Below are 25,095 nucleotides of genomic sequence, written 5' to 3' on the forward strand. Positions count from 1 at the left end.
ATGGGTAAACGTCGCTTCACGTTGCTGCGCGCGGTCGCAGAACTCGTCAACGCCGCAAACGGTGTACAGCCGATCGCCCGCGAGGGTTACCCCACCATTGGCGTATTCGCCTTCGGCTGGCCGACTTCGGAGATGTCGCCGGTGTACATGGGCGTCTCGATGCTCGATGCGCTGCGGCGCGGTCTGCGTGGCGACTTCCGCGGGACCCGGGGCCGGATCGCGTTGGGGCTCACGACAATCGCGTGGGCGTTGCTGTACCTCATCCACCGCCGCAATGTGGCCTCGAAACCGCACTTCGAAGAGCCGCTGCGGAAGGCTCTCGGGGACGACTACGAGCAGATCGCCGCCCAGTCGCAGCCCGCGCGGCGCCGTCGCGCCCAGATCGGCGTCTGGCCCACCGAACTCGTCCGCAGGCGCTACGTCGAGAAAGCCAGCACGGTGCAGTACGGTCCGCACCGCCGGGTCAACCGAGCCGACATCTGGCGCCGCGCCGACCTGCCGCGCGACGGCAAGGCGCCCGTGCTGCTGCAGGTACCCGGCGGTGCCTGGTCGATCGGTATGCGACGGCCGCAGTCCTATACCCTGCTGAGCCATATGGCCGAGCGCGGCTGGGTGTGCCTGTCGATCGACTACCGCGTCAGCCCGAAGAACACCTGGCCCGACCACATCGTCGACGTCAAGCGTGCCCTGGCGTGGATCAAGGAGAACATCGCCGACTACGGCGGCGACCCGGATTTCGTTGCGATCACCGGAGGTTCGGCCGGCGGTCATCTGTCCTCGCTGGCCGCTCTGACTCCCAACGAGCCCCAGTGGCAGCCGGGATTCGAGGACGCCGACACCTCGGTCGCTGCGGCGGTGCCGATCTACGGCCGCTACGACTGGTTCACCACAACGGGTTCCGGCCGCAAGGAGTTCATCGCCTTCCTGCAGAAGTTCGTGGTAAAAAAGCCGTTCGCCGCGAACCGGCAGACCTACCTCGACGCATCGTCGATCAAGCGGTTACGCCCTGATGCCCCACCATTTTTCATCCTGCACGGCCAGGACGACTCCATCATCCCGGTAGGCGAGGGCCGCGAATTCGCCGACGCGTTGCGCGAGGTGTCGACGTCGACCGTCGCCTACGCGGAGATCCCACATGCGCAGCACGCATTCGACTTCTACTACGGGTCGCCCCGCGCGCACTACACGGCCCGGGCGGTCGAGGAGTTCCTGTCGTGGGTGCACGCCAAGCGTCAGGCGACTAGGGCGCCATAGCGGATTCGATGACCGTCAGCTGCTCGGAAAGTCCTGCAGCGCGGCGGATTTCGATGAACGCGTCGACCATCGCGTCGGTCAGCTCGTGCGGATCCTTCAAGGTGGCCCCGTCGGACAGCACCGACACGTTGAGCTGATCTACGTAACTCCACACCGTGATGTTCAGCCCGCTGCCCGTGGTGAGTGGGCCGACCGAGTAGATCTCGGTGACCAGTGCGCCTCCGACGCGGCCGGGCTCACGCGGACCGGGCACGTTCGAGATCGGGATGTTGAGCACTTTGTTCTGGCCGTCCTTGTCGGCCAGCCAGTGGAACAGCCGTTCCGCGGGCCCTGGCGGAAAGTAGGCCGACCATCGGCTGACAAGTTCGGGTCCGAGCAGGTGGTGTGCTTCCTTGGCATCCACCGCGGCGTCGTGCACGGCCCGCACGCGCGCAAGCGGATCGTCGAGCTCGATCGGCACCACCATCATGACGCCACTGAATCGGTTGCCGGAGATGCGGTCCGGTGAGAAGTCGAAACTGACTGGGACGGAGGCCAACAGCGGATGGTCGGCGTGTCCGTCGTACTTGAGTGACAGCTGACGCAGCGCCCCCGACGAGATCGCGAGCACCATGTCGTTGATGGTGACGCCGAGGTGCTTACTGGTCTCTTTGACGTCCGCCAGGGCAAGTGTGGCGGTAGCGAACCTGCGCTGTGCGTCGACGCGATGATTCATGAACGACGGCGGCGGCGTGAAGGGCCGTGTCAGTTCGGGAGACAGCTTCATCGAACTCTTGCGGACCCGGCCGATGCCCTGCGCCGTGTAGCGCATCACTCCCGGCAGCCGGCCGATATGCCGCATGTGGTCGGCGAACGCGGTGCGCAGGAGTTCACCCTTGGTGGGCGGGGGTTCGCAGGCATACGAGTCGCGATCGGGCTGCGGGCTTTGTTGCAGGTCCATCCCGCGTGCCAGCAGGTTGGCCGAGGCGACGCCGTCGGCAAGGGCGTGGTGGATCTTGCCGAGTACCGCGATGCGGCCGTTCGCCAATCCCTCGATGAAGTACATCTCCCACAGCGGCCGGCTGCGATCGAGCGGGGTGCTGGCGATCCGGCCGACGGCATCATCGAGCTCGCGGCGGCCACCGGGGCTGTCGACTCGATAGGGACGGACGTGGTACTCGAGGTCGACCTCGCAGTTCTCCTGCCACATCGGATGGTGGAACTTGAAAGGAACGTCGACGAGCTGATAGCAGAACGGATCGAGCTTGTGGAGGCGGCCGTGGATGACCTGGCGAAACTCGTCAATGCCGAAATGGCGACCCTTCAGCTCGGAGACGTCGATCACCGCGAGCTTGAGCGTGTGCATGTGCACGGTCGGCGTTTCGCTGTAGAGCAGGACAGCGTCCCAGCCGCTGAGCCTCTTCACAAGCTACCTCCCTGCCCGGGGCAGCTAGATGACCTTCTTCGCCCCGATCAGGGAGCGGCTGCGATGAATCTGGTTGAGGAACAACCCGATTGCGGTCGACATCGATCCTGTGCGGGCACCGTCGATCATATCGAACGCATGACCTGCGCCCGGCAATTCGACGTAACCCACCACCGAATGCGATGCCGCCCGCAGCCGCTCGACGAAGCTGCGGGCCTGGGCGACGGGGATGACGCTGTCACCGGTGCCGTGCACGACGAGGAACGGCGGCGCGTCGGCGTGCACGCGCGCGATGGGAGATGCCTTACGGAAGATGTCGGGATGCTTGACCAGCTTGCGCTTGACCACGATGCGTTCCAGGAAATCGACGAACCTGACCCGTTCGACCGTCGAGCGGTCCTCCCAGTCGTAGCGGCCGTAGATCGGCACCACCGCGTCCACCGAAGTATCGGAACCCTCGGGGAGTTCGGCTTGAAACTCCGGGTCGTTGGCGGTCAGACCGGCCAGGGCCGCCAGGTGTCCACCGGCCGAGGTGCCGGCGATCGTCACGAAATTGCGGTCGCCGCCGAACTTGTCGACGTTGGCGCGGGCCCACGCGATCGCCGTCTTGACGTCGGTGATGTGCGAGGGCCACGTGTGATGCGGCGCCACTCGGTAGTCGATGGACAGGCACACCCAGCCGAGCTCGGCCAGGTGCGACATGAGCGCGTAGCCCTGCAACATGCGACTGCCGTGCACCCATGCGCCACCGGGCACGAAAATCAGCACGGGCGCGGGTTCGGCGGGCAGATCGTCGCGGCGCCACACATCGAGCAGCTGGGACGGGCGCGGCCCGTACTGCACCGACGAGCGATGGACTTTGCGGCGCTGCTCCCGCAGTTTCCACAGCGGCGGCACCTTCTCGGGTGCCGGCCACTCGATATCGAGGTCGTTGGCGTTGACGATTCCGCGCAGCGCCGCCGCGGTCACTTCATTCGTGCAGTCCCTGTCTGCGCGCTTTTGCTCCGTATCCCCGGGGCTAAGCAACGACTTGGCCGTCGCGCCGAGAAAGTCAGGGAGATGACGGTAGCCCCAAACGCTCGCCGCGGTGAGGGCACCAAGTGGCTCAAGGTGTTTCCCGACGACGGGCAGCGAAGCCGACGCCACGCTCATCGCCAGCATGTAGTCCGACGGGCCGGCGTTCAGCAACCACCGGGCGCGTGTCCACATCGTCGGTCCGGGATACCGGGTTTCCGGTCGTGGCGACATTGCGCGACTGTACCCCGCAGCGGAGTTCTCAAACGACAACATTCGCTAGATGTCTACCGGTTGCATCTGGAAAGTTGTCTGTGAGCCGGATCACGTAGACGCTGAGCTGCACCGCAGGGCTAGCGTGACGTGACGAGCGTCAAATGTAAACCCAAATGTGAATGAGGACTCCATCGTGAGTAAGTCGGCACTTGCCATCACAGAAGAGCACACAGACCTCGCCGACGCGGCGTTTGGCCAGCTCAGCCGGGCGAAGAGCCGGGCCGCGGCCCGTGCGACGCTCGAGGGCGGGTCCTCACACCCGGCCGAGGTCTGGTCGGCGGCCGCCGACCTGGGATGGGCCGGTTTGGCGATCGCCGAGGAATACGGGGGCTCGGGCTTCGGACTGTCCGAACTGGCGGTGGTGCTGGAGGCCCAGGGGCACGAACTGTGCCCCGGCCCGTTCCTGCCGAGTGTCGCCGCGGGGGTCGTCATCGACCGCTGCGCCTCGGATTCCCTTCGTGCTCAACTGCTTCCAGGGTTGGCCGACGGCAGGACGATCGGCGCGCTGGCCGTATCGGGCAACGTGACGATCGGCTCCGATCTGGTGGTGACCGGCGAGAGCCCAGCGGTCCTTGGGGCACCTGACGCCGATCTTCTCATCGTCATCGCAGGTCAGGACGTCGTAGTGGTCGACGCAGGGGCCGACGGCGTCACGGTCACGGCACAGGAGTCCCTTGACCCCACCAGAAGCGTCGGGTCCGTCGCCCTGCGCGACGTGGCCGTCGCCGAGGACCGAGTCCTGCGCGGCGCGGCGCGCAAGGCGCGAACCGTCTTCCGGATCCTGGCGTCGGCCGAAGCCGTGGGCGTCAGTTGGGCGACTCTGGAGATGGCCGTCGAATACGCCAAGGTGCGCGAGCAGTTCGGCCGCACGATCGGCACCTTTCAGGCGGTCAAACACCATGCCGCGAACATGCTCGTCAACGCGGAAGAGACCACCGCGGCCACCTGGGACGCGGCGCGCGCCGATGATCTGGACACCGCATGGTTCGCCGCGGCGGTCGCCGCATCCCACGCTATCCGGACACAGATCTTCAACTCGCAGAACAATATTCAGCTACACGGCGGGATCGGATTCACATGGGAACATGACGCGCATCTCTACCTGCGCCGGGCTCGCACGCTCGCCGCGTTGATGTCCGAAGCCGGCGATCCGCTGCTCGACGTCGTCGAGGGTCAACGCAGCGGCCAGGCGCACGGCGCATCGTTCACCCTGCCCGACGAAGCCGAGAAGCACCGCGAGCAGGCGCGCGAGGCCGTCACCACGCTGCGCGGGCTGCCAGCCGAGAAGCAGCGCGACTTCCTGGTGGACTCCGGATACCTGGTGCCGCACTGGCCGAAGCCGTGGGGCCGCGCCGCCGACGTGCTCGAGCAGTTGGTCATCGAGGAGGAGTTCAGCGGCGTCGAGCGGCCCGACATGGGCATCACCGGATGGGTGACGCTGACAATCTCCCAGGCCGGTACCGATGACCAACGCGAGCGCTGGGTCGAACCGGTGCTGCGCGGTGAGGTCATGTGGTGCCAGCTGTTCTCCGAGCCCGGCGCGGGCAGCGATGCCGCCGCGGTGCGAACTTCGGCCAAGAAGGTGGACGGTGGGTGGCGGGTCACCGGGCAGAAGGTATGGACCAGCCTGGCCCACCTGTGCCAATGGGGACTGGCGACCGTGCGCACCGATCCCGACGCCGCCAAGCACGCCGGCGTGACGATGATGGCGATCGACATGAAAGCCGAAGGCGTGACGGTCAATCCGCTCAAGGGGATGACCGGCCACGCGCACTTCAACGAGGTGTTCTTCGACGACGTCTTCGTTCCGGACTCCGATGTGGTTGGCGACGTGAACAAGGGCTGGCTGGTGGCGCGCGCCACGCTCGGCAATGAACGCGTCTCGATCGGTGGCGGTTCGGGTGGCACCAGCGGCTTCTCGGCCGATGAGCTCATCAAGCTGCTCGACAACGCTCCCGCCGAAACCGCCGCGTATTACCTGCGCCGTGCGGGTGAGGTCATCGCCGAATCGCATACGTTGAGACTCCTCAACCTGCGCCGGGTCACCCGCGCGATCGCCGGGTCCGAACCCGGCCCCGAGGGCAACGTCACCAAGCTGCTGCTGGCCGAGGCCGGTCAGCGGATGACCGAGCTGGGCCTGGAATTGGCGGGCTCGGCAGCCATCGTCGGGCAGACGCCGATGCTGACGTTGGCTTACCTGGGCAACCGGGCCATGACCATCGCAGGCGGCACTTCGGAGATCACGCGGAACACGATCGCAGAACGGATTCTGGGTCTGCCTCGCGATCCACTGCTGAAGTGAACGGGACTACAGGCCGATCAGGTCGGCACTCTGCTCGGCGATCGCGGGACCCAGCGTCATGCCGCGGCCACCGGGCCCCGTGACGACCCATACGCCGTCCTCGGGCGTCGTCCGGCAGACCAGCTGATCGGGATCGACGGACTGGCTGTACACGCCGGCCCAGCGCTGCCGGATCGGCGGCAGTGCCCGGCCGAGGAATTGCTCGACTACGTCGACGAGATAGGCGTAGGGCCCCTCTGTCACGTCGAACGCGAACGGCTCGCGGTACTCGTGGGTGTCACCGATGGTCAGCCCACCGTGCAAACGCTGGACACACAGCAGCTGCATATGGTGCTCCTCGGCAACCGCATCCTGAGGTTCGCTGCGGCGCAGGGCATCCAATGCCTCTCCCGCGAACCCCGGGTAGTACCGAAAGCTGTCGCCGTCGGCGATGGCAGTCGTCAGCGGCTCCTCCAGTGGCTCGGTCTGCATCATCTGCAGACGCACCCGGCGCACCGGAAGGTCACCGGCGATCTCGCGAACCAGGCCACCATGCGCGGCTCCGGCGCAGATCAGCACCAGATCGCTGCCGTGCCTTTGCCCCCGGTCGTCGAGGACGGTCGAGGCCTGTACGCCTCTGACCTCGGTCCCGGCGTGGAACGTATACCTGCCCGTCGCGGCCATGTAGTCGCGGATCGCAGGCATCGCCTGCCGGGATTCGACCGCGGCATCGAGGGAACAGTGCAGGCCCGCAAGGTATTTCCCCCGCAGTACCGGGTTGAGTGTGCGCACCTGGTCAGGGTCAAGCATGGCGAAACCGCGAGTCTCGGCGTCGGCGCGGGCCACCACCTCCTCGGCAACGGCGACTTCCCCCGGTGTGCGCAGCAGCGTCAGCGATCCGGCTGCGCGGAAGCCGATGCCAGGAATCTTGGCGCCAAGGCGCTCCCACAGCTCGCGGGATCGCAGTGTCATGGCGAGCTCGGCGTTGGCGCGACCGGAGATCCACACCAGACCGAAATTGCGTACCGTCGCGCCGCGGGCTTCGGTCTCACGTTCCAGTTGGACGACCTCGTGTCCGCGACGCACGGCCTCGAAGGCATGCGCGGTGCCGAGCACTCCGCCGCCGACTATTGTCACCCGCATTCGGACGACCCTTCTCACCCCGTGCAACCATCCATCGACCGTTGGGTATTGCACTGGGGAACAACAGGTTAAGAATTGGTATAGACCAATCTCGGGTACACTGAGTTCGTGGCGATTCTCTCCGAAGTCGAGGGTGTATTGCGATCTCTGCGCGACGTGTGGGACGAGGATGCGGTCGACGAACTCGACCACGCGCTGCAGGCTGCCGCCCGAGCGACCGAGGACGGCGCCGACGACGAACTCGTGCTCGCCACGGCATTACACGACCTCGGCCACAGCCCGTTGTTCGGCGACGACTGGAAGAACCATCACGACACCATGGCCCGTAGTTGGCTGACCCCCCGATTCGGCGAACGGGTTGGCTGGTTGGCCGGCGCGCATGTGGCGGCCAAGCGCTACCTCGTTGCGACAGATCCCGAATACGCCGGGACGCTGTCGGACGTGTCGGTCGACTCACTTCACCACCAAGGGGGTGCCGGGGCCGACCCGGCGTTCGTCGACCACCCGTGGTGGACGGATGCGCTGCGATTGCGCCGCTACGACGACGCCGCGAAGGTGCCTGGCGCGGCGGGACTGTCCATCGACGGCGTGCTCGCAGTGGCAGAACGCATTCTGCTTCGCGCCGATCGTAAATGAGCACACCGCATCGGCCGTCCAAGCCGTATCTGGTGCGGACGGGGGTCGACGGGATCCTCGCCGACCTCGCCGAGGGTGACGCCGTCCCTCCCGAGCGCGAACTGGCGATGCGATTCGGGGTGTCCCGGGAGACTGTCAGGCAAGCGCTGCACGAACTTCTGGTCGAGGGGCGCATCGAACGCCGCGGCAGAGGCACCGTGGTGTCGCGCCCCAAGCTCGTGGCGCGGCTGTCGCTCGGGTCGTACACCGAGGGCGCGGCCGGCCACGGTCGAACACCAGGCCGGCTGCTCGTCACCTGGGAGGACATCTACGCGACTGCGGAAATAGCTGAGTCGCTTGATATTTCCGACGGCGACGACGTGATGCATCTCGAGCGTGTTCTGCTCGCCGACGACCAGCGCATCGGACTGGAAAGCACCTACCTGGCCCGTCACCGATTCAGCGGGTTGATCAAGACCTTCGACCCGGCGACGTCGCTCTACGCAGCGATACGCGATTCCGGTGTGGAGTTCGGCTCCGCCGTCGAGCGGATCGAGACCGTGTTGCCGTCACCTCGCGAGGCTGCACTGCTCGAGACCACGACGGCGATGCCGATGTTGCGACTGAACCGCCGATCGCTCGATACGGGCGGAGACCCGATCGAGGTGGTCCGCGCGCTGTACCGCGGGGACCGGATCGCATTCGAGACCATGCTGACGTAATACTGGTTGGGTGCCGGGCGCCAACAAGTCTTCGGACTTCCATCCAGATCTCCGCCGAATCGCTCGGCTCACGCCCAAGCAAGTGGTGACGCCGGTGACGCTGCCCGTCATCCGGCTGGTCACCCGCAAAATGTGGCGCCGCGTACCCAAAGACGTCGAAGCGCTGACCCTGCCTTCGGGTGTCGGGGTGCGGCTGTACCGGCCCACCGGTGTCACGGGCACCGGACCCGCGCTGTTGTGGATACATGGCGGCGGCTACGTGATCGGCCATCCGGGCCAGGACGACGAGCTGTGCCGCCGCTACGCCCGGACCCTCGGTGCCACAGTCGTGTCAGTCGATTACCGGCTCGCGCCCGAGCACGCCTACCCGGTCGCGTTGGAGGACTGCTATGCGGCATTGACGTGGTTGGCGCGACTGCCGTCGGTGGATCCACGCCGCATCGCCATCGGAGGCGCCAGCGCAGGCGGCGGCCTGGCAGCCGCACTGGCCCTGCTCGCGCGCGATCGCGGCGACATCGCACTGGCCGCCCAATTGCTGGTCTATCCGATGCTGGACGACCGCACCGTGGGCCGCGACGAACCGGACAACCCCGGGCTCCGGCTGTGGAACCGGACGAGCAACAAGTTCGGGTGGTCGGCCTATCTCGGTGATGCCGACCCGGAGGTCGCCGTGCCCGCGCGGCGGACGGATCTGAGCGGGCTGCCGCCGGCCTGGATGGGAGTGGGAACCCTCGACCTCTTCCACGACGAGGACCTTGCGTACGCAGAGCGGCTGACGGCCGCAGGCGTGCCGTGCGAAGTCGAGGTCGTCAAGGGCGCCTTCCACGGCTTCGATGGAATTGCCCCGAAAGCCGTGGTGTCGCAGGCATTCTTCAACAGTCAGTGCGCGTTGTTGCGTCGATTCCTCACCCCGGCTGCCGCCTAGACGGTATGGAGGCGACTTGAGGCCGAAGGCCTCGAGCTGCAATCGGACGTGGGTTGCCGGTCACGAGTGAACACTCGCACTGGTAGAGCCACAGTTGCAGATCAGGAGGCCTCCGGTGAGTTTCAACGGTACGAGTGTCGGGTTGGACGTGCATGCGCTTTCGGTGGTTGCGCATGCCGTGGATGAAGAGACGGGTCATGTCGAGCGGGCACGGTTGTGCCCGGATCACGGCGAGATCCTCGACTGGCTGCACCGGCTGCGCGGCCCGGTGCGGGTGGCCTATGAGGCCGGTCCGACTGGGTTCGGGCTGGCCCGAGCGTTGGCTAATGCCCAGATCGACTGCGTGGTCGCTGCGCCGTCGAAGCTGATTCGCCCGGCTGGGGATCGGGTCAAGACCGACGCGCGTGACGCCGCGCATTTGACTCGGCTGCTGCGGTTGGGCGAGGTCACCGCGGTCGCCGTTCCCGAGGCCGATGTGGAGGCGGTGCGGGATCTGGTCCGGGCTCGTGAGGATGCCCGCGCGGATCTGATGCGGGTGAGGCACCGGTTGTCCAAGCTGCTGTTGCGCCAGGGCCGGGTGTACTCGGGTGGGCAAGCCTGGAATGGGGTGCACGAAACCTGGCTGCGGCGGCAACGTTTCGATGATTCCCACACCACAGCGGCCTTCGATCATCACTTCGATGCGGTGCTGTCCGCGACCGCTGCTCGGGATCGTCTCGACGAGCAGATCGTCACGGTCGCGGCCTCGCCGCGATGGTCTGATCCGGTCGACCGACTGGGCTGTCTGCGCGGGATCTCGGCATATACCGGGTTGGCATTGTCGGTGGAGATCGGTGACTGGGCCCGGTTCACCGGGTCCTCGATCGGCGCGTATGTCGGCTTGGTTCCTACCGAGTACTCCTCAGGTGTCTCCCGGGTCCAGGGCCCTATCACCAAGGCGGGTAACGCTCACGTGCGACGGTTGTTGATCGAGGCGGCGTGGCACCACCGGGCGGCCTACCGCAATCCGGGACCCACGATGCGGGCCCGCTGGGCCAAGGTCGACCCCGCGCTCAAGGCCCGCGGGCACGCCGGCAACCGGCGCTTGCACCAGCAGTGGTGTCGGTTCAACGAACGCAAGAAGCCGCACGTGGTGGCCAACGTCGCGGTCGCCCGTCAGCTGGCCGGCTGGTGCTGGTCGCTGGCCACGCTGATCTAAGCGCAGCCAACCGAACTTGATCGGAGTCGGTCGGTCGAGGGCGAGGTAAGCGAACTGGATCTGCGTTACAGCTATGAGCCGCAACAGAATTCTCGCAATACTGGTGTGACGCCCGTCCCTAGAGAGCAGCCACCGTTCGCGCCGAACCATCGTCTTGCGGTATCCAACCCGCGTATATCAGTCTGACACCACCGTCGTCGACCAACGACCGCCACGACACCGACTGACCCGATCAAACGAAAGCCGCCCCGGCACCAACCCGGGGCGGCTTTCACCTGCCTATTGACAAACCATCCCTACATATCAGCTGTCCTAGCCGCCATAAATCACCTGGCCGGCGACAATCGTGGTCGCGACCATGCCCGAGTCGAGTTCGCCCAGCACCTCGGCCGGTCCCGCTCCGAGAATGCACAGGTCCCCTGGTTGGCCCGGTGCGATCCGGCGCTGCACCGCCGGCGCATCGGCCGAACCGAAAAACATCCCGAGAGCGTCGCGAGCCGGCACGCATTCGTCGGCCCCGAGCACGGTTCCCCCGGCGGTGGTTCGAGATACCGCGGCGCACATCGCCTTCCACGGATCATCGTGGCCGAAAGGCATATCGGTGGAGAGCGCAACCGGCACCTCGGCGGCCAATAGCGAAGCCAACCGCCACAGTTCGTGGTGCTCGGCTACCGGCACGTCGTCCAGATATTGATCCCCTCGTTCGGCAACGAAGTTCGGCTGTGTCACGACCGTCACTCCGACATCGACGATGTCCGCGACACTGTCGTCAGGCACCACCGCGGCATGCTCGATGCGGTCCTGCGGATGGCTGCCCGCCGATCGCAGCGCTGCCAGGGTGATCACCAACTGCGCTGCCGTCACACAGTGCACCGCTACCGGGACATCGTCGGCGTGGCGCTGGGCGATCCACGCGGCAAGATCAGCGAGATCGAGATCGGTGTCATGCAGGATGCGCTTGCCAGGGGCCAAGCAGTGCAGGCGTTGGCGCAGTTCACCTCTGCGGTGTGCAGCCATGAGCTTGACGACATCTCCGACTTCCAGGTCCGGTGTCGCGTCGGTGACACCGGTTACTCCGTATGAACCCAGCCGCCTGCTGACTTCGGCCAGCCCGCTTTCGTTGCGCTGCAAGGCATCCGACCAAACGTGATCGGAGCTACGCAACCGGCCATCGGGGTGGTCGCCGAGCCCGACCTGAGCCAGTCCGGCTGAGTTCAGAGTCCATAGAACGCCGCTGCGATGCTGCACCCTGACCGGCACCCGCGGCGAAACCTCGTCCAACAACCGACGGTCCAGCGGCCCGGCGACGGCCTCGTGATACCCAACCGCTCTGAGCCAGCCGTCGGCGCCGACCTCGGCGACCGCGAGTACCCGCGCCAGATCGGCGCGGGTGTGCACCTCGGCCGGCCCCACTCGTATCGACGTCAACGCCGCTGCCGCCGAACGGAGATGGACGTGGTGGTCATGCAACCCCGGGATAACGGTCCCGTTGTCAGCGTCGTAGACGTGCTCGCCCGGTTGCGACGTCAGTTGAGGCCCGACGGCGATGATCCGGCCGTCCACACGAATATCGACGACGCTCCCGTCGAGCAGAGCTGCGCGCTGAATCAGCATGGAAAGAGCAGCTTCTCGGCGATCAGCTGCTCGACGATCTCGTTGTCGGCACCCAGCGCCGATGACTTGCCTGTCAGCCGCGGCGTCGCATTGCAGTATGTTTCGCCGGCACTGGGTAATTCGGCGTACATAGCGGCGACGGCAGACATCGAGAACTCGATCAGTTCACCGCCGCCGCTGCGTAGCGACTGCGCGACCGCCACCGCGGCCTCCAAACCGGTCAGCGGGTCGGCGATCGCGTCACCGCAGAAGACCGGGGCGTCATCACCCCCGCACACCAACCCGCCGGAGACCGCGGCATCGTCGCCGAACGCCACCCAGTTGGCGCGCTCACCCTCGGTGCCGTGACCGGTGATCCGCAGCCAGACCCTCCCGTCGCGCGGATCGATCCCCGTCGGCCCGAGACCGCGGCGGATCAACGCCGCCGGGCGTGAGGACTCGATCACGATGTCGGCCGCGGACAACAGCCTGTGCAATCCGCTGGGCTGATCGAAATCAACCACATACGAGAGCTTTCCTCCATTGATCCAGTCGAAGAAGGCCGACGGGCCCGCGCGGGTACCGTCGGGACGCGACGCACTTTCCACCTTCACGACGGTCGCACCCGCCTGTGCCAGCAGCTGTCCGCAGAGCGGTCCCGCCCACATCGAAGACAAGTCGGCGACCAACAGCCCGGACGGGCTGCGCGCTGCCGTAGCCGCGCCGAACGGATAGACGCGCGGCGGTTCGGCGGGCGTCTCACCGAGCGCGGCGACCGGAAGCCCGAGCAGGCGAGCCCGATCGGTGACGTCGGCACAGTCGCTTTCGGCAACCCAGCGCTGAACCTCCGGCCAGGGATCGTGCCCGACGATGTCGTCTTCGATCAGTGCGGGCACAGCGTCGATATCGTCGGCGCGCGACAGCGTCAGCGCACACCACGAGTCACGGCATTGCATGAGGTGCGTCGCGCCACCCGCCGAGATCCGGCCGTGCGGTGAATGCCCGAGCAATTCAGCCCGGCCGGAGATGATGACGTCGGCGTCAACGTCGGCACCGGTGAATTCGCGAAATCCGTTGGCGACACTGCGAGCCCGCGACACCACGCCAACGGGCACCGGCAATGACATCACAGCCCCATTGTGCTCAGAACTGGAGCACAGTAAACCGCCAGTCCAGAACCTGCTGGTCAGGCTCACCGACCGAGTAGACCACCGACCGCAGCGTCAGCACCCCCCCGCGGCCATCGGGCAACGGCACTGCCCCCTCGACATGCAGTTCGCTGTAGAGGGTGTCACCCTCGTGGACCGGTCCGGTGTGGTCGCACGACCGCCAGCCCAGCACAGTCACGATATTGGGCAACAGCCGGTTTGCCTGCGCCAGCGCCAATCCGATGGTGTGTCCGCCATATACCAAACGCCGTCCACTGCTTCGCCAGTCATGATGCGTGGCAGCAATATTCAATGTCAGCCGGGCGAGTTCTGGCGCGCCGCTGACGATGTCGGCGGAACTGAGGAGCACCGCGCCTGCCATCCCGGCATCGAAATGCGCCCCAGGGACCTTGGCGCGGTACGCGTCGGCGTTCCAGTCCGCGGTCGGGTCGGGGATCGGGGTCTGTTCGGTGCCGATCGTCGAAAGGTCGTCGGCGTGGCCGGTGTCGGGCGCACCGTCGCTCAGCGGCAGCATCGCGCAACGGTGGAAGTCGAGGACCAGTCGGCCGACGTCGTCGACGGTGGTCATCCGCAAGGCTGCGAGCCCCGTCGGCGTGCGACCCGGCTTGGTCGAGTTCTGCTTCAGCCCGACGACCTGGGTGCGGGTGAACAACGTATCGCCGATCACCGGGAAGCGGTGGAAGGCCAGCCCGCGATAGAACAGATTGGCCTTCACCCGCTGGGTCGCCAGCGTCGTCTGGCCGATCGCCACATCGCATACCAGGGCCGGGTGCGCCAATGGCCCTGGCGCACCCGTCACGGCTGCGGCCAACTCGCCGTCGAGGGCGAGGCGCAACCGATCGCCGACGATCGATTGATGAACGGCGGCAGCACCGGCGGTCAGAGTCATCGACGGCGCGGCGTCGAATACCTGGCCGACCTCCAGGTCGTCGAAATACGGGCCGCTCACGGCAGCCATGTTGGCATTAGGCCGCACAAAGTGTCAATATGGCCGTACCTATGTTGGACGAAGAAGAAACCCTGCTGGTGGAGACCGTGCGCGCGTTTGTGGACCGGGAGGTCAAACCCACAGTGCGGGAGGTCGAGCACGCCAACGAATACCCCGAGGCGTGGATCGAGCAGATGAAGCGCATCGGCATCTACGGACTGGCGATCCCCGAGGCCTACGGCGGCTCCCCGGTCTCGATGCCGTGCTACGTGGAGGTGACGCAGGAGCTGTCCCGCGGATGGATGAGCCTCGCCGGTGCGATGGGCGGCCACACCGTGGTGGCCAAACTGCTGGCGCTGTTCGGCACCGAGGCGCAGAAGCAGAAGTACCTGCCGCCGATGGCGACCGGCGAGGTGCGGGCGACGATGGCGCTCACCGAGCCGGGCGGCGGATCGGATCTGCAGAACATCACCACCGTCGCGGCGGCCGATGGCTCCGATCTGGTGATCAGCGGCTCCAAAACGTGGATCAGCAATGCCCGCCGCTCGGCTCTGATCGCACTGCTGTGCAAGACCGATCCGTCGGCCACGCCCAAGCACAAGGGTATTTCGGTGGTCCTCGTGGAGCACGGCGACGGCCTCACGGTGTCGCGGGATCTGCCCAAGCTGGGCTACAAGGGGGTGGAGTCCTGCGAGCTGACCTTCGACGACTACCGCCTGCCCGCGACGGCGATTCTAGGAGGTGAGCCCGGCAGAGGGTTCGCACAAATGATGAAAGGCCTTGAGACAGGCCGTATTCAGGTCGCCTCCCGCGCGCTCGGCGTGGCAACCGCAGCGCTCGAGGATGCACTGAAGTATGCGCAGGAGCGGGCGAGCTTCGGGCAACCGATCTGGAAGCACCAGTCCATCGGCAACTACCTGGCCGACATGGCGACCAAGTTGACGGCTGCGCGTCAGCTCACCCGATACGCCGCCGAGCGCTACGACAGCGGCGATCGCTGCGACATGGAGGCCGGGATGGCGAAGCTGTTCGCATCCGAGGTGGCGATGGAGATCGCGTTGAATGCGGTGCGGATCCACGGCGGCTACGGCTATTCCACGGAGTACGACGTCGAGCGCTATTTTCGCGATGCGCCGTTGATGATCGTCGGTGAGGGCACCAACGAGATCCAGCGCAACGTGATCGCGGCGCAGCTCGTGGCCCGCGGTGGGATCTAGTGTGAAGGCGCCACCCGCGTATCAGACTCTGCGCGAACAACTTCGCGAAGAGATCGACGCGGGCCGCTACCGCGACGGTGTCCGGCTGCCCACTGAATCCGAACTGGTCGCCCGCCACAGCCTTTCCCGACAGACGGTGCGGCGGGCATTTCAGGACCTCGTGGCCGAGGGCGTGGTGTACCGCGTGCCCGGGCGCGGCACCTACGCCCATGGGGAGGGTCGACGCTATCTGCGCCAGCTCGGCTCGATCGAAGACCTGATGAGCCTGTCCGACGACACCACGATGCAAGTGCTGACGGGCCTGCGTCGACGGGTGGACCTCGACGCCGCCAGCCGGCTGCGACTCGACGACGACTTCGTGTACTCGGTCGTGTTCCGGCGACTGCACGATGGCGTGCCGTTCGTGCTGACGACCGTGCATCTGGCGCCCGCGGTCGCGCACGCTGTGCTGTCGTCGCATGAGCTACAAGACGGCGCGGTCGGCACGCAGACGGTCATCGGCATCCTCGAGCCGCATCTGATCCAACCGATCGCCCAAGCGGCACAGTCCATTACGGTGGCGCCCGCCGACACTGCGGTCGCCGACGCGGTGTCGTGTGAGCCTGGCCATCCCATGCTGCGAGTGGACCGGCTCTACACCGACACCGCGGGGCGACCCGTCGAGTTGTCCGTCAGCCACTTCCTGCCCGAGCAGTACACCTACCGGGTGACGCTGCGCCGCTCCGGCTGAGTGCGAATCGGGCGCGCGCATCAACCCTCACGGTCGATCAGCGCGCCGAATTCGCAAAATTTCGTCGACCAGACCCCACCGCAGTGCCGTCGGCGGATCGATGGTCTGCCCGCTCAAGACCAGATAGGCGGTTCGCCAACGCCCGATCCTGCGGGTGATGCTCACCGTGCCGCCCGCGCCGGGAAGCAGTCCCAGACTCAACTCCGGAAGGCCGAAGACCGCATCCGACCGCGACTGCACCCACCCGCAGAATGCGGCCATCTCCAGCCCGCTGCCCAGCACCTGACCGTGCACCTCCGCGCGGCAGTGCCTGCCGAGTCGGGTGGTCAGCTCGTCGAGCACCAATGCGGGGCTGTGCCGGGTGCGGGCCAGATGGGCACTGGCGGGATCGGCGAAGGTGCCGAACTCCGCCAGGTCACCACCGCTGCAGAACGACGGGCCATTGCCGGACAGCACAACGTCGGTCACGGACGGGTCGAGGCGGGCCACCTCGAGCGCTTCGAGCAGTGCTGCCCGCGCGTCGGTGGAGAAGGCGTTGTGCCGCTGCGCCCGGTTGAACCGAACGTAGAGGGTGCAATCGACTCGTTCGGCCTGCACCGGATCCGCGATGTGCACCGGCGCCGCCGGTCCCCGCTCGGCGAGCCACCGCGCGAATTCCGCCCCGGACTGCAGCGTCGAGTATGCGAGCGACTCGGTGATGACGCCGGTGGACGCCGGCGCGTCGTCGTCGTGCGCCCGCAGTACGTCGCTGCAGACCGCGGCGGCTGTCGGCCATCTCAGGCACCGCTCCCGCAGTTCGTCGAGCGCGTCGGGCACCGACGCCACTGTCACGACGCGACGGTCCGAACTGTCCTCCTCGGTGAGCGTGAAAGTCGCGTCGTCCGAGGGCGATCCGATCGCAATGACAACGCCGGACGCGACATCTACGACTCGAGGAGGGGTCACGAGTACTTCTTTATCAGCTCCTGCTTGAACATCTTGCCGGTTTCCGTACGCGGCATCTGCGCCTCGAAGGAGATCGACCGCGGGCACTTGTAGTGCGCCAACCGCTCTCGGAGCCACGCCAGTAGTTCATCTCCGAACGGCTCGCAGGCATCAGCGGGGTCGACCGTTTGGACGACACCCTTGACGCTCTGCCCCATCTCGTCGTCGGGGATGCCGAACACCGCCGCGTCGAGCACCTTGGGGTGGGTGATCAACATGTTCTCGGCTTCCTGCGGATAGATGTTCACACCGCCGGAGATGATCATGTGATGCTTGCGGTCGGTGAGGAACATGTAGCCCTCGTCGTCCACATAGCCCACGTCGCCGACGGTCACCCAGCCGTGCCTGTCGCGTGACTCAGCCGTCTTCTTGGGATCCTTGTGATAGACGAACGGCACGACTCCCAGATCGAAGTAGATCTGACCAGCCTGACCGGGCGGCTGATCGTTTCCGTCCTCATCGAGGACGTGCGCAATACCAAGCAGCGGTTTGCCCACGGAGCCAGGGCGTTTCAGCCATTCCTCGGCTGATATGAAGGTGATACCTGCACCTTCCGATGACGAGTAGTACTCATCGACAACCGGACCCCACCAGTCGATCATCTGTTTCTTGATATCGACCGGACATGGCGCCGCGGCGTGTACCACGCGGTGCAGACTCGACACATCATACGAATTACGCACGTCGGCAGGAAGTTTCAGCATCCGAACGAACATCGCCGGAACGAACTGTCCGCTGGTCACCCGATACTTCCCGATGGCGTCCAATGCGGATTCCGGGTCGAACTTCGACATGATCACCGTCGTCACCCCCATCGCCTGCGCGCTCATCGACCAGAGGCACGGTGCGGTGTGGTACAGCGGGGCCGGACTCAGATAGACGGACTCGCCATTCATCTGAATGGCCATCAGCAGGGCCGAGACGAGGTTCGGCGTCTCGGAAGGCTTGGCGTGGGTGAGTTCGCGACGAATTCCCTTGGGGCGCCCGGTGGTTCCCGACGAGTACTGCAGCAAATCGCCCTCGACCTCGTCATCGATGGGTGTGCTCGGCCGGTCCGCCACGCACTCGGGGTAGCGCTGCCACCCATCGACGTCGTCGTCGGCGATCAACAACATTTCGGGCAGTGCACCCAGCTCGGCCAATCCTTCGCAGACCTTGCGTGTGGCTCGCGACCCGATCATGGCCTTCGCGCCGCTGTTGTCGATGATGTAAGCCACCTCGGGCGGCGTGAGGTGGGTGCTGATCACCGTGTAGTAAAGACCGCTGCGCCGCGCCGCCCACATCACCGTCGGCAGATGTTCGTTGTTCTCCATGAGCACGGCGACGGTGTCGCCTTCGACCAGTCCGGCGTGTCGGAAGTGGTGCGCCAACCGGTTGGCCCGCTCCTCCAACTCTTTGAACGTGACGACGGTCCCGGCGGGATGGATGATGACGGCCGGCTTGTCGCCGGTGGCCTCGGCATGCTCGCGAATCTGCATGCGCCGACTCTACGACGCCTGATCTTGACAGGTGTCAAGTGGGTCGCGCAGAAAAGTGAACTAGTCGGCTTCGGCGAGTCGATGCTTCAGCGCGTCGAACTCGTCCTTGATGCCGGTCGGCAGCTTCTCGCCGACGAACTCGAACCACTCCTCTATCAACGGGATTTCTTCCCGCCACTCGGCGACGTTGACCGACAACGCCTCGTTGACGTCGGCCGCGTCGACATCCAGGCCGGACAGGTCCAGATCGTCGGCGGTCGGCACGATCCCGATCGGCGTGGTCTTACCGCCTGCCTTCTGCTCGATGCGGTCGACGATCCACTTCATCACGCGGCTGTTCTCACCGAAACCGGGCCACAGGAAGCGGCCGTCGTCGCCGCGGCGGAACCAGTTGACGAAGAAGATCTTCGGCATCTTCGACTCATCGGCGTTCTTGCCGATGTCGATCCAATGGGCGAAGTAGTCGCCGACGTTGTAGCCGAGGAACGGCAGCATGGCCATCGGGTCACGCCGCACGGTACCGACCTTGCCTTCGGCGGCCGCGGTCTGCTCGGAACCCAGCGTGGCGCCGATGAAGACGCCGTGCTGCCAGTCGCGGGCCTGCGTGACGAGCGGCACCGTCGTCTTGCGGCGACCGCCGAACAGGATCGCCGAGATCGGCACGCCCTGCGGATCATCCCACTCCGGGGCGAGTGTCGGGCACTGCGACATCGGGGTGCAGTAACGCGAGTTGGGATGCGCGGCTTTGCTTTCCGTTTCGCGTAGGACCCAGTCGTTGCCCTTCCAGTCGATGAGGTGGTCGGGCTCACCCTCGAGGCCCTCCCACCAGACATCGTTGTCGTCGGTCAGGGCGACGTTGGTGAAGACGGTGTTGCCGGCCTCGATGGTTTTCATCGCGTTCGGGTTCGACGACCAGTTGGTGCCCGGTGCGACGCCGAAGAAGCCGAACTCAGGATTGACCGCGTAGAGCCGGCCGTCCTTGCCGAACCGCATCCAGGCGATGTCGTCACCGACGGTCTCGGCGCGCCAGCCCTCGATCGTCGGCTGCAGCATCGCGAGGTTCGTCTTGCCGCAGGCCGACGGGAATGCGGCCGCGACGTAGTACGACTTGTTCTCCGGCGAGATCAGCTTGAGGATCAGCATGTGCTCGGCGAGCCAGCCCTCGTCGTGCGCCATCGCCGAGGCGATGCGCAGCGAGTAGCACTTCTTGCCGAGCAGCGCGTTGCCGCCGTAGCCCGAACCGTAGCTCCAGATCTCGCGGGTCTCGGGGAAGTGGCTGATGTATTTGGTGTCGTTGCAGGGCCACGGCACGTCCTTCTGGCCGGGCTCCAGCGGTGCGCCGATCGAGTGCAGGGCCTTGACGAAGAAGCCGTCGTCGCCCATCTTCTCCAGCGCCGCCTTGCCCATGCGCGTCATCGTCCGCATCGACACGACGACGTACTCGGAGTCGGTGAGCTCAACGCCGAGCTTGGGATCTTCGGCGCCGAGGGGACCCATGCAGAACGGCACCACATACATCGTGCGACCGCGCATAGACCCTCGGTAGAGGTCGGTCATGATGCCGCGCATCTCGGCGGGATCCATCCAGTTGTTGGTGGGACCGGCATCAATCTCGCGCTCAGAACAGATGAATGTCCGCGATTCCACGCGCGCCACGTCCGAGGGGTCCGAGAGCGCCAAATAGGAGTTCGGCTTCTTGTGGTCGTCGAGACGTTTGAAGGTGCCCGCCTCGACGAGCTGCTCGGACAGCCGCGCCGCCTCCTCCTCAGACCCGTCGGCAAACACGACCCGGTCCGGCTGCGTGAGTTCGGCGACCTCTTGGACCCAGGCGAGCAGGCCCTTGTGCTTGGTCGGTGCGGTGTCCAGACCCGGAATGGTCGCTGCGGTCATCAAAATCTCCTGTATACGTTTTCTGCCAGGACTCAGGCACCTGAAGCGTCAACCCGTCAAAGAGGCTGCTGCATCCAGTCGTCCCCGTACTACAGAGGTTAACGCGGGTGACATATCCACGGTAAATCGGGACTATGTCCGATCACTCACAGGAACGATTCAGAAGGCCCATCTCAGAGGTGTATCGATTCAGCTAGTCGGCCTTCTTTGTGCCGTTTCCATATAACTCTGTCCGGACGGCGGCGATCGCTTCCAGCAGTGGCGGCAGCCGGCGGTCGGCGACCTTCGCCGCGCGGGCGGTCTCGACCGCATGCGCGCGCAACTCAGCATCGATCTCGGCGACCTGCTCGGCAGCAGTGGCGCCGTCGACCTCGTCGCGGTGGGCAAGCTCCGAGGCGAGCGCTGTCTCGGCGACGAGAACCCGGGTCGCAACGCGTTCCTCCACCGCGGACCGCACCACCGTGATCACGTCGCTCACCCAGCGGTCGAGCACCCCGCGGTCGTGGAGGAGCCCGCGAATGCCCACCACCCAGATTGTGAACACCAGGCCAACCAGACCGCCCACCACCAGCCCTGCGACGGTCATGCCGGGGGCGAGCCCGGCGAACAGCCGGGTCACCACGAGTGCGATCCCAAGTCCGAATCCGGCGCCGAGGATCATCATCAACTGTGTTTCCTGCCGACGTGATTTCAGCGGCGGCGCCGAGATCTGCGGTGCCTGCGGCGGCGCGGCTGCCGGCGGCACGGGAAGGTTTAGCTCGGCAGCGACGTCTGCCAGCTGAGCGGTGATGCCGTCGTCCACCTCCTGGACGACGTCGCGCACTCGGCTCCGCACATGCGGCTCGAAGCCGCCGATCCTGCGCCGCGTCAACACCGCGGCGTCCTCGGTCAGCTCCCCCCGCACGGAGGTGGCGCGGTTGCGCGCAAAGTGCCCGAGCTGCACGCGCGCCTGCTGTAGCTGACTGCGCAGCGCGATGGTGCGCTCGCTCTTCGACAGGCGGCGTTGACGCAGGATGGCGTCACGCTTTTCGTGCAGTCCGCGCACCCGGGCCCGACGATCGAAACCGTCACCGTTGGAGCGATACTGCCCGATGACCCCAATCAAACGATTTTCCCACGCGCGCAACCTATTTCGGCGTGTCACATCGGGATCGGCCAGTCGTTGCCGCAGCAGACCCACGAGCTCGTCCACGCGAGGCTCGCCCAGGTCGGGGGCGGCCGCCGCGCCGACCCACTGCACCCGGGCGTAATGCGGCGCGCGTTCGGTCAACAACAACCGGTCGGCGACGAGCACATCGCGCCAGTTGCGATGCGCATCGATCTTCGAGACCACCCCGACCACCAGATCGGTGTTTTTGCTCGCGAAATCGATGAGGGCACAGTCAGATTCCGTCATCGGTGCAATTGCGGACACGGTGAACACCACCGCGGCCGGAGCGTGGCCCGGTTTCACTTCGTCGGATTCGACGAAAGTGTGCTCGGGCAACCGGTTACGCAACGCGCTGATCAAACTGGTGGTGCCTGCCAGCCACGGGCCCACCACCAGTACGACGTCGCGACTCTGTACCCCTGGAGAATTCAGGCCGGGCTCGATGGCCGCCACCACCGCGTCGGCCGCGGCGATGGGATCGCCCCTCACGGCGACCGCCCGTACAGGCGCAGCGAGCCTCGGCAGATATCCGCCGAACAACTCCGGTGCAGGGCGTTCACCGGTCCGCTGCCGTAGCGCCGCCAGTGCGCCGCGCGCCTGCGGTGTGCTGCCGGACCGTCATCCCGGTCGACATGCATACCGTCGGCTTCGACAACCTCGACGGCCGCGCCCATCACGGCAAGTACCGTGTCGTCGGTCCTGAGTAATTCGGCGATTTGTCCATCCCCGGATTGCACTGCGAGCGCACGCAATTCGGCGATCGCCGCGCGTACCCGCCGGTACCGCACCGGCGCGCCGACTGCGTTCACCGCAGCCACCACGTCCTCGACGTGGCTCAATCGCCGCAGCAGCGCCGACACCGCCGCGGCGTCGGCACCGCTCTCGACGGCCAGCACCGCATGTGCGATGCCAAAGCGATCCAGCGCGCCGAGCAGTCGGCGCCTCACCTCTCCGGGCAGCGGATGTTCTGATTGCACGAAAGCGTCGGTCGACGTGAGGTCGGCGGGGGCGTGGACCAGCACCCGCAGTGCGGCCATCAGTTCGTCATCGAGCTCAGCGGTGGCGAGCAGGCCGACCATCGGCACAGTGGGCGTGCCCATAGAAGACCCAGATGAGAGCGCCTCGGCGTGGCGCCGCGCGGCGGCCAACGGTCCGCCGATACCGAACCCCGTCAGATCCGCCTTGTTCAAGATGGCCACGGTGGGCGTGTCCGATCTACGCACCGCGAGCAGATCCTCGGGTTTGAGCGTCTCGGCGATCACGAGCACGGTGATGTCCGCGGGACCAGCCGTCACCGCGACGCCGGCATCGACCAACGCCGCGGACACCGTCGTCCGCCCGACACCGGGTCGACCACGCACCGCAACACACACTGGCGCGCCTGCGCGCCGGATAATCGGTGTCAACCGCGGATTGCGGCTCTGCTCAGCGAATCGCGTCAAGGCGTCGACAAAAATCTGGCAGCCTCCATGTCCCCTCGCCACGCACCCGGTCAGTTGGGGGTCAGTGGCTCCGCCCCCACCCACGATGTTGGCACCTCCGAGAGTGTGCCGCGAGCGCTTGTTGTGGCCCTTGGGAGTGGACATCCCGACCCGTAGCAGCCGAAGGCAACTGTTGGGTATCAATCTGTACCACGATGCGGGTACTCCCCCCGTGATGAGCGACGATGGACGGATGCTTTCGGGTAACGCGGGTGTGGGCTTGCCGGCTCAGCCGGCGGCCACCGACGCCCCACCCGCGTCGCACCTGCATCCCCGGGTGACCAGCTTCAGGACCCGCCGCACCGCGCTCAGCGGTGCCCAGCAGGCGACCTGGGCTCGGCTCTGGCCAGAGGTGGGCATGAACGCCCGCGACGGCGACGGCCCCGCGCCGCCACTGGACACCGAGACGTGGTTCGGGCGCAGCGCTCCCGTCGTGCTCGAGATCGGCTGCGGAGCAGGCACCTCGACGCTGGCGATGGCCCAGGCCGAACCCGATATCGATGTGGTTGCGGTCGAGGTCTACCGCCGCGGGCTGGCTCAGCTGCTGTCCGGCATCGACCGCGAAGGTGTGCCCAATATCCGCCTGGTCCGCGGCGACGGCGTCGACGTCCTCGAGTACATGTTCGGACCGGACTCGCTGGCCGGAGTGCGGGTGTTCTTTCCAGATCCGTGGCCCAAGGCCCGCCATCACAAGCGCAGGCTCCTGCAGCCCGCGACCATGGCGCTGATCGCCGACCGGCTGCGTCCCGGTGGCGTTCTGCACGCGGCGACGGACCATATGGGTTACGCCGAGCACATCGCCACCGTGGGTGACGCCGAGCCGAGGTTGCGTCGCGTGAGCACCGAGGACACCCTTCCCATGTCGGCCGACCGGCCGGTGACGAAGTACGAGCGCAAGGCTCTCGCAGGCCCCGTCGTGACCGAACTGCTCTGGGAGAAGTCCTGATGAGCCTCACCGAAGACATTCAGCGGATAGCAGAAGTCTCCCCGCCCGAGGCGTCTTCAGCCGACCCGGTCGGCCGGGTGCTGCTGGTCTGGGACGCTCCCAACCTGGACATGGGCCTCGGCTCGATCCTTGGTGGCCGTCCCACCGCGGCGCACCGACCTAGGTTCGACGCACTCGGCCGCTGGCTGCTGTCCCGTACGGCCGAACTATCGGCGTCGCGTCCCGAGGTCTCGCTGGAACCCGAAGCGACGGTGTTCACGAACATCGCACCTGGTAGCGCCGATGTGGTTCGACCTTGGGTGGAGGCATTGCGTAACGTCGGTTTCGCGGTCTTCGCGAAACCGAAGATCGATGAAGACAGTGACGTCGACATCGACATGCTCAACCACATCGCGCTCCGAAGGAGCGAGGGACTGGCAGGCGTGCTGGTGGCCTCCGCCGACGGTCAGGCGTTCAAGCTGCCGTTGGAGGAAATCGCCCGCGATGGCGTTCCAGTCCAGGTGCTTGGATTTCGCGAACATGCGAGCTGGGCGCTAGCGTCGGATACCTTGGTGTTCGTCGACCTGGAGGACATTCCTGGTGTTTTCCGGGAGCCGCTACCGCGGATCGGCCTTGATTCGCTGCCCGAGCAAGGGGCTTGGCTGCAGCCGTTCCGGCCGCTGTCGTCGCTACTGACGTCGCGCGTCAACAATTGAA

General features: G+C 66.2%; 21 protein-coding genes. 10 read left to right on the top strand and 11 right to left on the bottom strand.

The window, feature by feature from the left end; translation table 11 throughout:
* Positions 1–1,254 (top strand): alpha/beta hydrolase, encoded by a 1,254-nt coding sequence (locus CSQ99_RS03610; RefSeq protein ID WP_099037683.1) that lies wholly within the window; start codon positions 1–3, stop codon positions 1,252–1,254.
* On the opposite strand, the gene CSQ99_RS03615 is transcribed toward CSQ99_RS03610, so the two are convergent.
* Together CSQ99_RS03615 and CSQ99_RS03620 are read right to left on the bottom strand one after the other, a co-directional pair.
* Positions 1,241–2,659 (bottom strand): WS/DGAT/MGAT family O-acyltransferase, encoded by a 1,419-nt coding sequence (locus tag CSQ99_RS03615; protein ID WP_099037684.1) that lies wholly within the window; start codon positions 2,657–2,659, stop codon positions 1,241–1,243. The two genes, CSQ99_RS03610 and CSQ99_RS03615, sit on opposite strands and share 14 nt — an antisense overlap.
* Before the next feature lie 24 nt (positions 2,660–2,683).
* On the bottom strand, positions 2,684–3,907 hold the full coding sequence (locus CSQ99_RS03620; RefSeq protein WP_099037685.1) for an alpha/beta hydrolase: 1,224 nt from the start codon (positions 3,905–3,907) through the stop codon (positions 2,684–2,686).
* A gap of 175 nt (positions 3,908–4,082) precedes the next feature.
* Between CSQ99_RS03620 and CSQ99_RS03625 the strand changes: the two genes are divergently transcribed.
* Positions 4,083–6,251 (top strand): acyl-CoA dehydrogenase family protein, encoded by a 2,169-nt coding sequence (locus CSQ99_RS03625; protein WP_099037853.1) that lies wholly within the window; start codon positions 4,083–4,085, stop codon positions 6,249–6,251.
* Positions 6,252–6,257: 6 nt separating this feature from the next.
* On the opposite strand, the gene CSQ99_RS03630 is transcribed toward CSQ99_RS03625, so the two are convergent.
* Positions 6,258–7,373 carry a TIGR03364 family FAD-dependent oxidoreductase gene (locus CSQ99_RS03630; RefSeq protein ID WP_176560859.1) on the bottom strand — a complete coding sequence of 372 codons (1,116 nt, stop codon included), beginning with the start codon at positions 7,371–7,373 and terminating at the stop codon, positions 6,258–6,260.
* 114 nt (positions 7,374–7,487) lie between these two features.
* On the opposite strand from CSQ99_RS03630, the gene CSQ99_RS03635 reads away from it, so the two are divergent.
* The 4 genes from CSQ99_RS03635 to CSQ99_RS03650 all read left to right on the top strand — a co-directional run bounded on the left by CSQ99_RS03635 (position 7,488) and on the right by CSQ99_RS03650 (position 10,833).
* Positions 7,488–8,009 carry an HD family phosphohydrolase gene (locus CSQ99_RS03635; protein WP_425437773.1) on the top strand — a complete coding sequence of 174 codons (522 nt, stop codon included), beginning with the start codon at positions 7,488–7,490 and terminating at the stop codon, positions 8,007–8,009.
* Entirely contained in the window at positions 8,006–8,710 is a 705-nt protein-coding gene (locus CSQ99_RS03640) for a GntR family transcriptional regulator (RefSeq protein ID WP_099037687.1), read from the top strand. Before CSQ99_RS03635 ends, CSQ99_RS03640 begins: the two co-directional genes overlap by 4 nt.
* A gap of 10 nt (positions 8,711–8,720) precedes the next feature.
* On the top strand, positions 8,721–9,635 hold the full coding sequence (locus CSQ99_RS03645; protein WP_099037688.1) for an alpha/beta hydrolase: 915 nt from the start codon (positions 8,721–8,723) through the stop codon (positions 9,633–9,635).
* 115 nt (positions 9,636–9,750) lie between these two features.
* On the top strand, positions 9,751–10,833 hold the full coding sequence (locus CSQ99_RS03650; protein ID WP_218014575.1) for an IS110 family RNA-guided transposase: 1,083 nt from the start codon (positions 9,751–9,753) through the stop codon (positions 10,831–10,833).
* Positions 10,834–11,145: 312 nt separating this feature from the next.
* On the opposite strand, the gene CSQ99_RS03655 is transcribed toward CSQ99_RS03650, so the two are convergent.
* Genes CSQ99_RS03655 through CSQ99_RS03665 form a run of 3 tightly spaced genes read right to left on the bottom strand, consistent with a single transcriptional unit; the run spans position 11,146 to position 14,553 of the window.
* On the bottom strand, positions 11,146–12,447 hold the full coding sequence (locus tag CSQ99_RS03655; RefSeq protein ID WP_099037690.1) for an amidohydrolase family protein: 1,302 nt from the start codon (positions 12,445–12,447) through the stop codon (positions 11,146–11,148).
* Positions 12,441–13,553, bottom strand: a complete 1,113-nt coding sequence (locus CSQ99_RS03660; protein WP_099037691.1) for a CoA transferase — start codon at positions 13,551–13,553, stop codon at positions 12,441–12,443. The genes CSQ99_RS03655 and CSQ99_RS03660 overlap by 7 nt, the downstream gene beginning before the upstream one ends.
* A gap of 16 nt (positions 13,554–13,569) precedes the next feature.
* Positions 13,570–14,553 carry a MaoC family dehydratase gene (locus tag CSQ99_RS03665; RefSeq protein ID WP_176560860.1) on the bottom strand — a complete coding sequence of 328 codons (984 nt, stop codon included), beginning with the start codon at positions 14,551–14,553 and terminating at the stop codon, positions 13,570–13,572.
* A 29-nt stretch (positions 14,554–14,582) separates the two neighbouring features.
* On the opposite strand from CSQ99_RS03665, the gene CSQ99_RS03670 reads away from it, so the two are divergent.
* Together CSQ99_RS03670 and CSQ99_RS03675 are read left to right on the top strand one after the other, a co-directional pair.
* Positions 14,583–15,740 (top strand): acyl-CoA dehydrogenase family protein, encoded by a 1,158-nt coding sequence (locus CSQ99_RS03670; RefSeq protein WP_099037692.1) that lies wholly within the window; start codon positions 14,583–14,585, stop codon positions 15,738–15,740.
* A 1-nt stretch (position 15,741) separates the two neighbouring features.
* Positions 15,742–16,470 carry a GntR family transcriptional regulator gene (locus CSQ99_RS03675; RefSeq protein WP_099037693.1) on the top strand — a complete coding sequence of 243 codons (729 nt, stop codon included), beginning with the start codon at positions 15,742–15,744 and terminating at the stop codon, positions 16,468–16,470.
* Between the two features lie 27 nt (positions 16,471–16,497).
* Here CSQ99_RS03675 and CSQ99_RS03680 read toward each other — a convergent pair whose 3' ends face one another.
* From CSQ99_RS03680 to CSQ99_RS03700, 5 genes are all read right to left on the bottom strand, one after another.
* Positions 16,498–17,415 (bottom strand): enoyl-CoA hydratase/isomerase family protein, encoded by a 918-nt coding sequence (locus tag CSQ99_RS03680; protein WP_099037694.1) that lies wholly within the window; start codon positions 17,413–17,415, stop codon positions 16,498–16,500.
* Complete coding sequence (gene fadD4, locus CSQ99_RS03685; RefSeq protein WP_099037695.1) at positions 17,412–18,932, bottom strand: fatty-acid--CoA ligase FadD4; 1,521 nt, start codon at positions 18,930–18,932, stop codon at positions 17,412–17,414. Before fadD4 ends, CSQ99_RS03680 begins: the two co-directional genes overlap by 4 nt.
* A gap of 60 nt (positions 18,933–18,992) precedes the next feature.
* Positions 18,993–20,822 (bottom strand): phosphoenolpyruvate carboxykinase (GTP), encoded by a 1,830-nt coding sequence (locus tag CSQ99_RS03690; RefSeq protein WP_099037696.1) that lies wholly within the window; start codon positions 20,820–20,822, stop codon positions 18,993–18,995.
* 193 nt (positions 20,823–21,015) lie between these two features.
* Positions 21,016–22,461, bottom strand: a complete 1,446-nt coding sequence (locus CSQ99_RS03695; RefSeq protein WP_099037697.1) for a hypothetical protein — start codon at positions 22,459–22,461, stop codon at positions 21,016–21,018.
* Entirely contained in the window at positions 22,458–23,333 is an 876-nt protein-coding gene (locus CSQ99_RS03700; RefSeq protein WP_245908662.1) for a hypothetical protein, read from the bottom strand. The genes CSQ99_RS03695 and CSQ99_RS03700 overlap by 4 nt, the downstream gene beginning before the upstream one ends.
* Positions 23,334–23,628: 295 nt before the next feature.
* Here CSQ99_RS03700 and trmB point away from each other — a divergent pair, with 295 nt between their 5' ends.
* Complete coding sequence (gene trmB / locus CSQ99_RS03705; protein ID WP_176560862.1) at positions 23,629–24,399, top strand: tRNA (guanosine(46)-N7)-methyltransferase TrmB; 771 nt, start codon at positions 23,629–23,631, stop codon at positions 24,397–24,399.
* The gene (locus CSQ99_RS03710; RefSeq protein WP_099037698.1) at positions 24,399–25,094 is read left to right on the top strand and encodes an NYN domain-containing protein; all 696 of its coding nucleotides are present in this window, start codon (positions 24,399–24,401) and stop codon (positions 25,092–25,094) included. Before trmB ends, CSQ99_RS03710 begins: the two co-directional genes overlap by 1 nt.
* The last annotated feature ends 1 nt before the right edge of the window (position 25,095 follow it).

The organism is Mycobacterium neglectum, assembly GCF_002591975.1.
Lineage (GTDB): Bacteria > Actinomycetota > Actinomycetes > Mycobacteriales > Mycobacteriaceae > Mycobacterium > Mycobacterium neglectum.

Coding starts and splice junctions, on each gene's coding strand:
- CSQ99_RS03610 (WP_099037683.1), top strand. CDS start 1: ATGGGTAAACGTCGCTTCACGTTGCTGCGCGCGGTCGCAGAACTCGTC.
- CSQ99_RS03620 (WP_099037685.1), bottom strand. CDS start 3,907: ATGTCGCCACGACCGGAAACCCGGTATCCCGGACCGACGATGTGGACA.
- CSQ99_RS03630 (WP_176560859.1), bottom strand. CDS start 7,373: ATGCGGGTGACAATAGTCGGCGGCGGAGTGCTCGGCACCGCGCATGCC.
- CSQ99_RS03640 (WP_099037687.1), top strand. CDS start 8,006: ATGAGCACACCGCATCGGCCGTCCAAGCCGTATCTGGTGCGGACGGGG.
- CSQ99_RS03655 (WP_099037690.1), bottom strand. CDS start 12,447: ATGCTGATTCAGCGCGCAGCTCTGCTCGACGGGAGCGTCGTCGATATT.
- CSQ99_RS03660 (WP_099037691.1), bottom strand. CDS start 13,553: ATGTCATTGCCGGTGCCCGTTGGCGTGGTGTCGCGGGCTCGCAGTGTC.
- CSQ99_RS03665 (WP_176560860.1), bottom strand. CDS start 14,553: ATGGCTGCCGTGAGCGGCCCGTATTTCGACGACCTGGAGGTCGGCCAG.
- CSQ99_RS03670 (WP_099037692.1), top strand. CDS start 14,583: ATGGCCGTACCTATGTTGGACGAAGAAGAAACCCTGCTGGTGGAGACC.
- fadD4 (WP_099037695.1), bottom strand. CDS start 18,932: ATGCAGATTCGCGAGCATGCCGAGGCCACCGGCGACAAGCCGGCCGTC.
- CSQ99_RS03690 (WP_099037696.1), bottom strand. CDS start 20,822: ATGACCGCAGCGACCATTCCGGGTCTGGACACCGCACCGACCAAGCAC.
- trmB (WP_176560862.1), top strand. CDS start 23,629: ATGAGCGACGATGGACGGATGCTTTCGGGTAACGCGGGTGTGGGCTTG.
- CSQ99_RS03710 (WP_099037698.1), top strand. CDS start 24,399: ATGAGCCTCACCGAAGACATTCAGCGGATAGCAGAAGTCTCCCCGCCC.